Below are 14,623 nucleotides of genomic sequence, written 5' to 3'. Positions count from 1 at the left end.
CGCCGGCCTGGCCTGACTTCGAGGAGCGTGCAATGCGTACAAGCCTTATCCGCATGGCAAGCGCGGGCGCGTGTGCCGCCGCGTTGGGGTGGTGCGGGGCCGTGGCCGCGCAAAACGTGGTGTCCGGGGGCGCCTGGCTGCCCTTGCCGCTGTACCGGGAAGCCATCGACGCCGCCGCGACGCCCGCGATGCTGCCGTACGTGGGCGCGGGCAGCACGCTGGGGCTGCGCGCTTTCCTGACCAACGATGCCACGCCCTTCGAACGGGTGGGGCCGGTGCATTGGGTGGGCAGCGATGCGGTGCTGACGCAGGGGCAGGTAGATCATTACCTGACACTCGGCCCGGGCCGGCTCGGCGATCCGGCCGGGCATGGCCCGTTGATCCAGATGCCGGCGGCCTACGTGCCCGTCACGCTGTCGTACAAGGGGCCGGCCGGGCCGGTCACGCTGACCCGCACGCAGCTGTGCGCCGTGCTGTCGGGCCTGATCGACCGATGGAGCCAGCTGGGCGTGACGGTGGCGCCAGCGCTGGATGCGTTCAAGGTCGTGGTTCGCGCCGATGGCAGCGGCACGACCGAGCTGCTGACCCGGCATCTGGGCGCGGCCTGCGGCGGGCAACCGTATGCCGCGTTTCACGGCCAGGCGGTGTTTGCCGACGCCTTCCAGCCAGGCCCGCTGCCGCCGCATTTCGTGGCGGCGCAGGGCGAAGGCGGCGTAGCCGTGGCCATGGCGGGGCAGGTGTCGGCGCTGGCCTACATGGGGCCCGACGCCGTGTTCACGGAAGGGCTGAAGCAGGCCTGGCTGGTCAACCCGCATGATGGCGTGGCGTATCTGCCCACCGCGGCCAACGTGGTGGCGGCCATGGAGTCCTACGGTTATCCGGGCCTGCCGACCGGGGCCACGGTCGCGCGCCGACCGGGCGATGCCACGTGGTCACGGCCCGACAACCCCGGCAACCCCTTGAACTGGGTGCGCGTCCTGGCGGATCCGCTGCAGGGCTATCCGATCGTGGGATCGACCAATTTCGTGCTCAGCCAATGCTATGCCGATCCGGCGGCCGCCGCGGCCATCCGCCTGTTCCTCAAGCGCCATTACGACGACACCGCGCGCGTCGCCGATCACCAGCTGGTGCCGCTGCCCGCCATGGTGCGGGCCCGTCTGCTGGCCACGTTCGTCAACCCCGCCGGCGCCGGCGGCGGCTTGACGATCGGCCACGGCGCCGTCTGCGGCGATATTGCCGGCCGCGGTTGACCTGTTACGCCACTCCACACCTTTTTTCCCGCCGCTGTCATCTCTCGGACACATCATGGCTGCAGCGTTGGCCGCGTGCCACGCACACATCCAGGATCAGAGAGTGGGCATGAATCAGCAAGCAGGCAAGACAACCCGACACCGCAATCGCAAACCGCGTGATCGCGCGGCGTTCAGGCTGTCTCCAGCCATGCATGCCCTGGTGCTGGCCTTGACGGCCACGCCGGCCGTGGCGGCCGGCCCGGCGTTCGGACCCGGCTGGTTTTCCGACAAGCGCGCCACGCAGGCGCAGACCGCCGCCACGGGGCGCCTGCCTGGCGGCGGGCTGGCCGGCATTCCGTCGACGCTGCGCGACCAGCAACGCGCCAACGAGCAGCTGCAGCGTTCGCTGGCCAACCTGAACCGTGGCGCGGCGGCCATTGCCGCCCAGCAGGCCGCGCAGGCCGCGGCGCGCCAGGCGGCGCTGAACGCGCCGGGCGCCGTGCCGGACGGACTGGCCGAAGGCGGCCTGAAGGTCGATGCCAACCCCTTGACCGCCGGCTGGCTGAACGCGCGGCCGCTGCATGCGGGGTCGCAGACGGTGGCGGGCGGGCGCCGCGTCGTCACGGTCGAGCAGACGGCGGACAAGGCCATCCTGAACTGGGAAACGTTCAACGTCGGCCGCAACACCACGGTGGCGTTCCAGCAGCAGGGCACGGCCTGGTCGGTGCTGAACCGCGTCAACGATCCGCAAGCCCGGCCCAGCCAGATCCAGGGGCAGATCCAGGCGCCGGGCACGGTGATGCTGGTCAACCGCAACGGCGTGGTGTTCACGGGCAGCAGCCAGGTCAACACGCGCAACCTGGTGGCCGCCGCGGTCGGCATGAGCGATGACCAGTTCAAGGCGGGCCTGTACAGCCGCAAGGTCGGCGACGGCGCCGCCGAGCGCTTTACGCCCAGCTTCGGCAACGACCTGACGGGCGAGGGCGACGCGGCGCGCGCCGGCAATGCCACGGGCGACGTGCGCGTCGAGGCCGGCGCCCGCCTGCAGACGGTGGCCCCGAGCGGCGTGACCCAGGGCGGCGGCTACGTGCTGTTGCTGGGCCGGCAAACGCACAATGCCGGCCAGATTTCCACACCCGCCGGCCAGACGGTGCTGGCGGCGGGCGATACCTTCATCATCCGCCGTGGCTTGGGGTCGGACGCCAATACCTTGTCCACCACCCGCGGCAATGAAGTGTCGGCGCGCCGCAATGCCGCCAGCCAGGCCGGTGTGGCCGCCAACACGGGCCTGATCCAGGCGCCGCTGGGCGACATCACCCTGACCGGGCACGAGGTGCGCCAGCAGGGCGTGGTGGTATCGAGTACGTCGGTGACCACGCGCGGCACGGTGCATCTGCTCAATTCCGCGACCGATGGCGGCGGCAGCGTCGTGCTGGGCCAGGATTCGACCACGCTGGTCCTGGTGCAGGACGACGGCGCCACTGCGCTGGACGCGCAGCGCGACGCGCTGGCGGGCTTGCCCGCCGACCAGGCCGACCCCTACCGGCAGGCCGGCCAGGCTTTCGACCACCTGGGCGCCTTGCCTGATCGCCGCGACCAGTCGCGCATCGAAGTCACCAGCGGCGCCATGGTCGAGGTGCAGGCCGGCGCGCTGGCGCTGGCGACGGGCGGCCAGATCGCGATTGCGGCCAGCCGGCGCACCCTGCTGGCCGATGGCGCGCAGCTGGACGTGGCGGGCGCGGTGGGCGTGAAAGTGACGATGGAATCGAACAACCTCAAGGTCAACATCCAGGGCAATGAACTGCGCGACGCGCCGGTCAACCGCGAAGGCAAGACCTTGAACAACAGCGACATCTGGGTCGACCGCCGCGGGCTGGTACAGGTGGCCAAGGGCGTCAACGGCTATGAACGTGAGCGCTGGTACACCCGCGGCGGCCTGATCGAGGTGGGCGGCTACCTGGGCACCACCGGCCACGGCATCGGCGAATGGGCCGCGCTGGGCGGCACGGTCACGGTGGAAGGCGGCGAGCTGGTCACGCGCCAGGGTTCGGTCATCAATATCTCGGGCGGCACGCTGGACGTGGCCGGCGGTCTGATCAAGCAGAGCTGGGTGCGGGGTGAGGACGGGCGCCTGTACGAGATATCGCGGGCGCCGGGCGACCTACTCTACAAGGGCCTGTACCGGGGCTTCGAGGATACCCATGCGCGCTGGGGCCAGAATGCGACGCGCTATTTCTACAACGCCTTGCTGGCGCCGCGGGAACGCTACGAAGACGGCTACACCGCCGGCCGCGATGCTGGCCGGCTGGTCATCGGCACGCGTGCGGCGGTGGTCGAGGGCGGCATCGTCGGCGAGGCCTTCCAGGGCGAACGCCAATCCCAGGCGCGCCAGGCGGTGGACACGGGGCTGCGGCAGCAGATCGGCTATCAGCAGTCGCAACTGGCCCGGGCGCAGGCCGGCCAGCTGATCGTGGGCCGCTTCGTGCCGAACCAGGTTGCCAATGGCGCCACGCTGAACTGGGGCTACGACCTGGCGGCCGCGGCCCGCCAGGTGTTGCTCACCGGCGGGGTGGCGCCGTTGGCGGGTGCGCTGGGCATGAACGACGCCTTGCCGGCCGAGCGCCGCGACACGGTGCGGCTGGACGCGGCCGGGCTGAGCGGGCTGGGGCTGGCCCAGATCACCGTGGCGGCCTCGGACAAGGTGACGGTCGAGCAGGGCCTGCGGGTCGCCGCCGGCGGCCTGATCGAGCTGTACGCGCCCAACGTCTCCATTCAGGGCGACCTGGCCGCGCGCGGCGGCCGGGTGGCCGCTGGCAACGTGGTGGCCGGCGTGGCGCGGGAAGGGTGGCTGGCGCCCGCGTCCACGGCGTCCGCCCGGGTGGAGGTTGCGCCCGGGGTGACGGTCGACGTCAGCGGGCTGTGGGCCGATCTGCGGCAGACCCCCCAAGACACCGAGGCCCTGGCCTGGCGCAACGGCGGCCAGATTGCGCTGCGCGGCACCGGGGCGGTGGTGGTGGCCGCGGGGGCGTTGCTGGATGCGCGGTCCGGCGCGGTGCTGGACGTCAAGGGCAAGCTGGTCGGCGGCAAGGGCGGCGACGTCACGCTGGAAATGGCGCGCGTGGACAGCAGCGTGCCGGGCCCGGGGCCGGTGGGCGTGACGCTGGACGGCGCCGTGCGCGGCTACGGCGTGGCCGGTGGCGGCACCTTGCGTATCGGCGCGGCCCGCGTGCTGGTGTCCGATACGGCCGAGGCCGGCGCCGGCCCGGACGCGCTGGTGCTGCGCGGCAACCTGTTCCAACGCGGCTTTGCCCGCTATGACATCAACGGCACGCAGGAACTGACGGTGGCCGACGGCATGCGGCTGGCGGTCGAGATGCCGGTGTACCGCCTGACGTCCGACAGGCCGGATACGCCTGCGGCCACGCTGGACGAGGCGCTGACGCTCTGGACGCCGCCGCTGTTCCAGGAAAACCCCGCCACGGCCAAATGGGTCCAGCGCCTGGGCGCGAGCCTGTCGCTGTCGTCGTTCGTGGCGTCGGCGCCCGCGCAGGCGGGCACGCTGCGCATCGGCGAAGGCGCCGTGGTGCAGGTGGATCCCGGCCAATCCATCCGCCTGCAGTCGCGCGGCCTGATGCGGATCCAGGGCACGCTGCGCGCTCCGGGCGGGCAGATTGTGGTGGCGCGTGGCGCCGATGACCTGGGCACCAATGCCCAGCAAGGCGGTCTGCCCAATTCCGTCTGGGTCGAGTCCGGCGCGCGCCTGGACGTCGCGGGCGTGGCGGTCACGGCAGTGGACGCACGGGGCCGGCGGTACGGCAAGCAGTGGGACGGCGGCCGCATTGCCATCGATGGCGAGTTCGTGGTGATCCGGCCGGGCGCAATGCTGGACGCGTCCGGCGACGCCATGACTGTCGACATCCTGCAAGACGACGGTGCCGGCGCGGGCGCCAGAACGGTCGGTGGCAAGGGCGGCGAAATCGCCCTGGCGGCCATGGCGGGCCTGGCCCTGGATGGCACGATGCGCGCCGTGGGCGGCGCCCCGAATGCGGCGGGCGGCGCCTTGTCGCTGAAACTGGAAACCCCGCTATATGCCACCGGCACGCCCGCGGCCCTGATACGCCCGCGTGAACTGGTCATCGCCCAGACCGCGGGCGCGAGCCTGCTGCCGGCCGACGCCACGCCGGCCACCGCGGCCTTGGCCTACGGCCTGGGCCGCATCGGCGCGGACCAGATTGCCGCAGGCGGCTTCGGCGATGTGTCGCTGTACGCCCGCGATCTGCTGACGTTCGACGGCGACGTGACGTTGCAGGCGCGCCAGTCCATCAGCCTGTATCAGGGGGCGTTGGGCAATACGCAAGCCGGCGCCACTGTGCGCATCGTGGCGCCCTATGTGCTGCTGAGCGGCCGCACCAATCTTTCGCCGGGCATCGCGCAGCAGGTGGACGCCACGCTCAATGCGTGGAAGCCGTCCGTGCTGCCGGCCGCCGCGCGCTTGCAGGTCGAGGCCGATCACATCGATATCCGCAATCGCGTCAACACCGGCATGCAGGGCGCGGTGCTGCTGGGCGGCGGCAGCCAGATGGCGATCGCGCGCCGCGGCTACGACCAGCTGGCCTTGCGCAGCACGGGCGACCTGCGTTTCCTGTCCGCCCAGCCGGGATCGGAAATGCCGATGAGCGGACAGCCGGACACCAGCGCGGTGCTCACCGCGGGCGACCTGCTGCTGGCCGCGCAGCGCATCTATCCGGCCACCGACGCCAAGGGCCTGGCGGTGGCGGGGTGGGGCGGGTCCGGGTTGCCCTACGACGCCAGCCGGCGCCTGCGCATAGAAGGCGTGGCGGGTGCGTCGGTGCCGGTGACGCCGTTGTCGGTATTCGGGTCGCTGACCCTCAGCGCGCCCGCCGTCGAACAGGGCGGCAACCTTTACGCGCCGCTGGGCCGCATTGTGCTGGGCATTGGCGTCGATGGCGTGAACCGGCAAGTGCGGTTGCTGCCGGGTAGCCTGACATCCGTCAGCGCCGCCGGCCTGACCGTGCCTTATGGCGGGACGGTCGACGGACTGAGCTATCTGTATCAAGGCGCCGCGGTGCAGGCCAAGGGCGTGGGGGGAATGGACTTGTTCCAGCTGGCGCGCGGGGTGTCGCTGCTGGGCGGCGCCATCGCGGTGGAGCCCGGCGCGGTCATCGACCTGTCGGGCGGCGGCACCCTGGCGGGCGCGGGCTTCATCAGCGGACGCGGCGGCTCGACCGATCCGCTGTTCCATCCCTTGCCGCGCTTCGATGCGGCCACGGGCGGGTTCGACCTGCCCACGCTGGCCGAGCGGCCGGTGTACGCCATCGTGCCCGGACTGGCGGATGGCTATGCGCCGGCGGCGCCGCGCGACGAGGCGGCCGCTTATGCCGGATCGCGGCCGCGCCCCGGGCAGACCATCACGCTGGCCGCAGGGGTGCCCGGCCTGCCGGCGGGCACTTACACCTTGCTGCCGTCGTACTACGCCTTGCTGCCCGGCGCCTTCCGCGTGGAATTGGGGCAGGGCGCGGTGGCGGGGGCCGCCAGTTCGCTGCGTGGCGGCTCGTGGTCGGTGGCGGCGATGCGCGGGCTGGCCAACACCGGCACCACGGACGGCATGCCCAGGCAGGCCCTGGTCACCCCCGGCGACGTGCTGCGCCGGCACGCCCAGTACAACGAAATGGACTATCGGGCCTTCGTGCTGGCGCAGGCTACGCGCAGCGGCCTGCCGCGTCCCATGCTGCCCGCGGACGCGGCCACGCTGGAGTTCTACTACCGCAACGTCCCCGTCTCTGGCGACGCGCCAGCCTTGCGCTTTGACGGCCAGGCCCGCTTCGGGCGCGGTGAAGGCGGCTTTGGCGGCCAATTGGTGGTGCGGGCCAATGGCCTGGCGCTCGATATCGCCCATGGGACGCTGCCTGCCAGTCCGGCAAGCGTGGCGTTGCGCGACCAGGACCTGAACGCGGTGGGGGCCAGCCGGCTGTCGTTGGGCGGCTGGACCTACCAGCCGGTATCGGGATCCGACCCGCGGCTGGCGGTCGCGTCCGGCAACGGCGGCGACGTGATCCTGCGCACCGGCGCGCAATTGCGCGCGCCGGAAGTCATGTTGATCGCGCCGCAACTGAAGGCGATTTCGGTCGAGCAGGGCGCAGCCATCAATACGCTGGGCCTGGGCGCCGCGCCGTATGACGCGCGCCAGGGCTACCAGTATGGCGGCAGCGGCACGGGCGGCAACAGTATCCTGGCGGTCTCCAACGGCTGGCTGGATTTCACCAACGGCGTTGATGCGCAGTCTGGAAGAATCGAGCTGGGCGGCTGCGCCCTGGCGCCCTGCGGCGGCGCGGCGCAGCTGTATTCGGACGGGACGGTGGTGTTCGGCAGCAACAACCTGGTGCTGCACGACACCTTGCGGTATGGCACCCGTAACCTGGTGGTCGCGGCCAGCAGCCTGAACGCGGGCGGCGATGCCGCGCTGGCCGATGCGCAGGCGCGCGGCGTGCTGCCGGGCGGGCTGCGCCTGTCGCAAGACCTGCTGCGGCGTTTGCTCGATGGCGACACCCGCATCGGCGCGCCTGCGTTGGAACGCGTGATCTTCTCGCTGCGCGATTCCGTCAACTTCTTCGGTTCCGTCAACTTGAGCACGCTGGACGCCGCCACCGGCAAATCCAGCCTGGCCCAGCTGGTGCTGAACACGCCGGCCATCTATGGCTACGGCACCGCGGCCGACGTGGCGACCCTGTCGACCGACACGTTGGTGTGGAACGGCGTGGCCAACGTCGAACCCGTTGCCATCGTGGCGGGCGGCGCGGGCACCGGCGCCGGCACCCTGAACCTGAGCGCGCGCCGCATTGTGCTGGGCGACGCCAATGGAACCCTGCAGATTCCGCACCAGCCAATGCGGCGCCAGGCGGTGGGGTTCGCTGCGGTGCAGATGCAGGCCACCGAGCGCATTGCCGCGGGCGGCGAAGGCAGCCTGGAGGTCTATCAGTCGCGCGGCGCGTTCGTTGACGGAAAGTTCCAGCACCAGGGCGGCGCGTTGCTGTTGCAGACCCCGATGCTCACCGGCTCGGAAGGCGCCGTGCTGCGCATGGCGACAGGCGGCCTGCTGCGCTTGACGGGCAGCGCGGCGCTGCCGGCCGACACGTCGGCGCCGTGGGGCGCGACCTTGACACTGCAAGGCCGCCAGGTGGAATTGGACAGCGTCATCGTGCTGCCCAGTGGCAAATTGACCGTGCAGGCCGAACAGGGCCTGACGCTGGGCGAGGGCGCCCGCCTGGACCTGGCCGGACGCGCGGTCGCGTTGATGGACCAGACGCGTTATGGCTGGGGCGGCGACGTGGAACTGGAGAGCCGCCAGGGCGACATCCGCCAGGCGCCCGGGTCGGTGATCGACCTGTCGGCGCGCTACAACCAGGCGGGCAAGCTCACGGCCACCGCGCTGGACGCGGGCGCGGGCCTGATCGACCTGCGCGGCACGCTCAAGGGGCAAGCCAGCGGCGACTACGACGCGGGCGGCACGCGGGTGCCTTTCGAGGCCGGCGGCATCGCCTTGCGGGCGCAGGCCATTGCCGATTTCAGCGGCTTGAACCAGCGGCTGAACGACGGCGGCGTGACGGGTTCGCGCGCGTTCCAGCTCAAGCGAGGCGACCTGGTCATCGACAACGAGGTCAGGGCGCGGCGGGTCAACATCGCCACCGATGGCGGCAGTTTGACGGTGAACGGCACCATCGACGCCAGTGGCGTGCAGGTCGGCAGCATCCGGTTGTCGGCCATGCGCGACCTGATCATGAACGGCACGCTGGACGCGCACGGCACGGGGCTGCGCGTGGACAGCCTGGGCGGCATCATCGACAGCCCCAATCGCGCGGTGGTCGAGTTGAGCGCCACGCAGGGCCGGCTGGTATTGGGCAGCGGCGCGGCGATCGACCTGCGCGCCGGCACCGGCGTGGCCACCGGCACGGGCGCCGGTTTGAACGACGGCCGCGCCCGCGGCACGCTGGATCTGAACGCGCCGCGCGTGGGGGCGAACGACGTGGCGCTGGATATCGCCGGCGCCCCAGTGGTGCGCGGCGCCGAAAGGGTGTCGGTCAATGCCTTCCGGCGCTATGACGATGCGCCGCTGGCGTCCACGCCCGACATCACGGGCCGCACACCGCAGGTCATTACGCAAGCTTACCTGGACCGCATCGACGCCGACAGCGTGGCCTACATGAACGCCGCGCTGGCCAACGGCGCGCTGCGCGCGCGGCTGGGCGGTTACGCCTTGCGGCCGGGCGTGGAGATCGTCAGCCGCGGCGCCGACGGCGACCTGCGCATCCAGGGCGACCTGGACCTGTCCAACTACCGCTACGGCCCCAATGCCGATCGCAATGATCCGGCCAGGCGCGGCGTTGGCGAAGCGGGCGTGTTGCTGGTGCGGGCCAAAGGCGACCTGAACGTATACGGCAGCATCACCGACGGTTTCGCGCCGCCGCTGGCGACCGACGACGACGCGCGCGCCTGGCGTCTGGTGGGGCGTGTCGGCATGGACAATTCCAACGGCGTGGATGTGGCCGGCCAGAGCCTGATCCTGCCGCGCGCGGTCACGCTGCGCGGCGGCACCACTCGCGGCACGGTGTTTCCCGCGGCGGACAACGAAACCTTGAATTTCGACCTGCCGATCAACGCCAACTCCATCAAGGCCAACTCGCGCCTGCCGGTGCAGGTGGTGCTGACGCAGCCTGTCACCCTGGCCGCCGGCACCGTGCTGGCCGCCGATGTGCGCGCGGCCGACGGTACGCTTTACGCCAAGGGCAGCCTGCTGCCCCAGGCCGTCACGCTCACCGCCGGCGCGCGGCTCGACGCCGGCCTGATGCTGCCGCAGGCGATTTCAGTGCAGGCGCTGACCGTGCCCAGGGGCACGCCCCTGTCGATATTCGGCGCTCCGCTGGCGCTCTCGCGCGACCTGCCGCTGGCGGCCGGCGCGTATGTGCCGGTCGGCACGGACCTGCGCTTTAACGGCACCAACGTCGATTTGCGGGCGCTGGACGGCGACGGCATACAGGGCCGCATCTGGGCCGTCGCGCCCATGCTGGCTGCCGGCACGTCTTCCTGGAGCCTCAGGCTGGCGGGCGGCGCCGACCTGGATTCGGCCGATACGCGGGCCCTGCGGCCGGCCTCGCAATTGGGCGACCGGGGGCACGTCAAGCTCGCGGACCTGCATTACTTGCAAGACACCAGCTTCGGCGTGCTGGGCGAGTCGCCGATCTTCAGCGTCATCCGCACCGGCCGGGGCGACCTGGACATCCTCGCGGGCGGCAACTTCCAGCAGGGCTCGTATTACGGCATCTACACTGCCGGCACGCCGTCGGACCCGGCGCGCGACCGGCAAGGCAACCCGATCCTGGATGCGCTGGGCCGTCCGGCGTACAACCTGCCGCGGGCCTACGACGACCTGCTGATGCAGAGCGAGGGCTACGGCTCGGTGCTGGGCTCGGGCGCCGCCAGCTATGAACCGCTGGTGACGGACGGCCAGTACGCGGCCTGGTATCCGGAACGCGGCGGCAATGTGCTGGTGGACGTGCAAGGCGACATGCGAGGCGCCACCCGCGGCCAGCCCACCCGCTATGACGCGAGCGATCCGCGCGCCGCCACGCCCGCGCCGTCGAGCTACCCGGCGTATTGGCTCTGGCGCCAGGGCGGCGCCGGCATCGGCCAGCAAAGCGCCTGGTGGATCAACTTCGGCACCTACATGCTGTCGCCGTTCTACGGTTTCTCGGGCATGAGCGGGATTTCGGTGGAAGGCTTCACCGGCATCGGTACGCTGGGCGGCGGCAACCTGGCGGTGAATGTGGGCGGTGATGCCGGCGTGCTGGCCCCTGCCGGCCGGCTCGTGGCGCTGGGCATGTATTCATCCAGCCAGGCCCTGACCCTGGCGGTTGGCAGCACCGGGCGCATCCTGCCGGACGGCAGCCGGCTGTCCACCGGGGGCGGCGACCTGAGCTTGCAGGTCGGCGGCGCGCTGAACCCGCTGCGCACGGCGCGCAGCGGCGGGCAAGTGGCGGTGTCCGGCTCGCCCAGCGACATGAACGGGGTGCTGACCAACCTGCGGGGCAATATCACCGTCGCCGCGCGCAGCATCGGCCGGGTGGACCCGCTGTACGGCGTGGTCGACCCCTCTGACGCCCAGGGCATGGATCCGCTGCGCCCCACGCTGGCCGCGCCTTCGGGCGGCATGGCCATCGTGGCGGGCGACGCCACCGTCAGGCTGGGCGGACGCGGCGACGTGGTGCTGGGCGGCGTCGGCGATGCCGGCATGATGTATGCACTGTCGGCCACGCCGTTCATCCAGGCGGGCGCCGACCAGCCTGGCGGCGCCAACAGCTGGTTCTCGCTCTGGACGGACCGCACCGCGGTCGACCTGTTCGCCGCCGGCGGCTCGATCACGCCATTTGCCGCCGCGCACTATGACGGCACCGCCAGCAAGAATGCCTTCCAATACACCGCCAGCGCCTATTCGGGCAAGTTCGCCTACCCGGCGCGCTTTGGCGCCGTGGCGGCCTCGGGCAGCATCTACTATCACAGCTCGGTGGCCTCGACGACGACCGAATGGGTCTTCGCGCCGGGGGCGCAAGGCCGGGTCGAGATGCTGGCCATGGGCGGGTTGTATGGCGGCGGCCTGGCTACGGGCATGTCCGGCGCCGAGCCGGCACGCGTGCCTACGCCGGAAAGACCGGCCTATGTGGCGGTCTGGAACAATGGCCAGATCAACCTGACCAACGCCACGGGGGCTGAGGGCGACCTGTTCGCTTTTGGCGCGAACACGGCCGGCGGCCGCGGGCCCGTCGCCAACGCGGGCATTGCAAGGTTCTATGCCGGCGGCGACATCGTCGGCCTGCAGACCGGCAGCACGCCCGCGTTTGCGGCCGGCCCGGAATACCGCGCCGCGCGTCCCGTCAGCATCCAGGCGGGCGGCGACATCGTCAATCTCAAGGCCCTGGTGTTGAACCAGCAGGCCACCGACGTGTCGCGCGTCGTTGCCGGCCGCGACATTCTCTACGCCAACGTGGACATCGCCGGCCCCGGCTGGCTGGAAGTCGCCGCCGGCCGCAACCTGACCCAGGAGAACAAGGGCCGGCTGACCAGCCTGGGCCTGCTCGACGGCGGACCCGCCACCGGCAAGGGCGGCGCCGGCATCGTGGCCAGCGCAGGCGGCCAGGGCGATTACACGGCGCTGGCGCGGCGCTACCTGGACCCGGCCAACCGCGCCGATCCCGGCCAGCCGCTGGCCGGCCAGGCCGGCAAGACCGTCAAGACCTACGAAGGCGAACTGGCCGACTGGCTGCGCACGCTGCATGGCTACAGCGGCCCGGCGGACGGGGCGCGGGCATATTTCGACGCGCTGCCGGCCGAACAGCAACGCGTCTTCCTGCGCCAGGTCTACTACGCTGAACTCACGGCCGGCGGCCGCGAATACAACGACACGGCCGGGCCGCGCGCCGGCAGCTACGCTCGTGGCCGGCAGGCCATCGCCACGCTGTATCCCGATGCCGACGCCCAGGGCCGGCCGATCCGCTATCAGGGCGACATCACCCTGTTCGGCGGCTCGGGCATCCAGACGCTGTTCGGCGGCGCGATTCACCTGATGGCGCCGGGCGGGCAGATGGTCTTCGGCGTCGAAGGCGCCGCGCCGCCGTCCACCGCCGGCATCGTCACCCAGGGCGCGGGCGACATCCAGATGTACGCCAAGGGCAGCATCCTGCTCGGCCAGAGCCGGGTCATGACGACCTTCGGCGGCAACATCCTGGGCTGGTCGGCCGAAGGCGACATCAACAGCGGCCGGGGTTCCAAGAGCACGGTGGTGTACACGCCGCAGCGGCGCCTGTACGACGATGTGGGCAACGTGACACTGGCGTCCACCGTGCCCAGCACCGGCGCCGGCATCGCCACGCTCAACCCCATTCCGGAAGTGCCGCGCGGCGACGTCGACCTGGTGGCGCCGCTGGGCACCATCGACGCGGGCGAGGCCGGCATCCGCTTCTCGGGCAACGTCAATTTGGCGGCATTGCAGGTGGTGAATGCAGCCAACGTGGTGGGGCAGGGCAAGGCCACGGGCGTGCCAGCCCTGGCGGCCGTCAACGTCGCGGCGCTGACCAGCGCCAGCGCCGCCGCGGCGGGCGCGACCCAGGGTGCGCAGGACACCACGCGCCAGCAGCAGGCCGCGGCGCGCCGCAATCTGCCGTCCATCATCAACGTGCAGATCCTGGGCTATGGCGACGAGGCGGTGCCCGGGGCGGGGGGCGCAGGCGGCGCCGGCCCGCGGCCATCCGCGCCACCACCGCCGCAAGGCTACGACCCCCGCAGCATCTTCCAGATGCTGGGCAACGGCGAACTGGACGCGGCCCAGAAGGCGCGCCTGACCGAACCGGAGCAGCGCGGGCTGTCCGGGGGCTAGGGGCGGGATTGCCGATGGCGGGCCGCCGGCATGGCGGCCCGTTTGCACCCGTGCGCAAAGCTGACGATTCGCTGTCACGCCGCAGTCACAAGCGCGCCCTACATTGCCCATTCACCGATTAGCACGACGTATTGCGGCGCGCCCCGTCAGCCGCCGCAACGCGACAAGGGCGGGGCATGCATCAGGAGCCGATCAGGGCGGGCAAGGGGCTGGCGGGCAAGGGGCTGGCCGGCGGCTACTGGCGCGGATGGACAGGCTGCTGCTGGACCCTGCTGTGGCTGTGCGCCGCGCTGTGCTGGCGTCCGGCGGGCGCGCAGGAACCGGTGCTGCGCCTGTTCGATTTCGACATCCCCGCGCAGCCGCTGCAATCGGCGCTTGAACACTACAGCAACGTCACCGGCAGCTCGGTGGTGTATCGCGCCGCGTTGGCGGTGGGGCGGCGTTCGGCCGCCGTCAAGGGAATCTACACGCCGGAGGCGGCTTTGCGCATGCTGATCGAAGGGACGGGGCTGGTCGCGGAATACACCGCGGCCAACGCATTCATCTTGCAATCCGACGCGCGCCAGGCGCACGGCGGATCGGTCGCCCGCCGCGCCGACCCGCCGCGTGGCGCGTTCTACCGCAGCTATTACGGCGTGGTGCAGGCCGGCGTGCGCGACGCTTTGTGCCGCAACGCCGTCACCCGCGCGGGGGGCTACCGCGCCGCCGTCAGCTTCGAGGTCTCGCCGATGGGCCGTGTGGAAGGCGCGCGGGTGCTCGATTCCACCGGCGACGCCGGCAAGGACGAGGCGATTGCGCGTGCGCTGGACGAGATCGTGCTGGACAAGGCGCCGCCGCGGGACCTGGAACAGCCTTTCGTGATGCTGATCATGCCGCAGTCGGCCGAACACGACCAAGGCTGCCCGGCGCATTGAACCGACCGCCTCGACCTTTCTGTCCCGACACAGAT

3 protein-coding genes are annotated in these 14,623 nt (G+C 71.4%); all 3 read left to right on the top strand.

Going from position 1 to position 14,623, the window contains the following annotated elements; translation table 11 throughout:
* Positions 1-32 precede the first annotated feature (32 nt).
* Positions 33-1,250, top strand: coding sequence for a PstS family phosphate ABC transporter substrate-binding protein (locus U858_RS0129645; RefSeq protein ID WP_025140738.1), 1,218 nt, complete (start codon positions 33-35; stop codon positions 1,248-1,250).
* A gap of 190 nt (positions 1,251-1,440) precedes the next feature.
* Positions 1,441-13,674, top strand: a complete 12,234-nt coding sequence (locus U858_RS0129640; RefSeq protein ID WP_051593715.1) for a filamentous haemagglutinin family protein — start codon at positions 1,441-1,443, stop codon at positions 13,672-13,674.
* Between the two features lie 176 nt (positions 13,675-13,850).
* Complete coding sequence (locus U858_RS34000) at positions 13,851-14,588, top strand: secretin and TonB N-terminal domain-containing protein (RefSeq protein WP_025140736.1); 738 nt, start codon at positions 13,851-13,853, stop codon at positions 14,586-14,588.
* The last annotated feature ends 35 nt before the right edge of the window (positions 14,589-14,623 follow it).

Origin of the sequence: Achromobacter sp. DH1f, assembly GCF_000633435.1 — a bacterium.
Taxonomy (GTDB): domain Bacteria; phylum Pseudomonadota; class Gammaproteobacteria; order Burkholderiales; family Burkholderiaceae_B; genus Achromobacter; species Achromobacter deleyi.
This window is presented reverse-complemented; position numbering and strand designations above follow the sequence as displayed.

Bases quoted from the DNA above. Each gene is read 5' to 3' on its own strand.
- U858_RS0129645 (WP_025140738.1), top strand. From the start codon at position 33: ATGCGTACAAGCCTTATCCGCATGGCAAGCGCGGGCGCGTGTGCCGCC.
- U858_RS0129640 (WP_051593715.1), top strand. From the start codon at position 1,441: ATGCATGCCCTGGTGCTGGCCTTGACGGCCACGCCGGCCGTGGCGGCC.
- U858_RS34000 (WP_025140736.1), top strand. From the start codon at position 13,851: ATGCATCAGGAGCCGATCAGGGCGGGCAAGGGGCTGGCGGGCAAGGGG.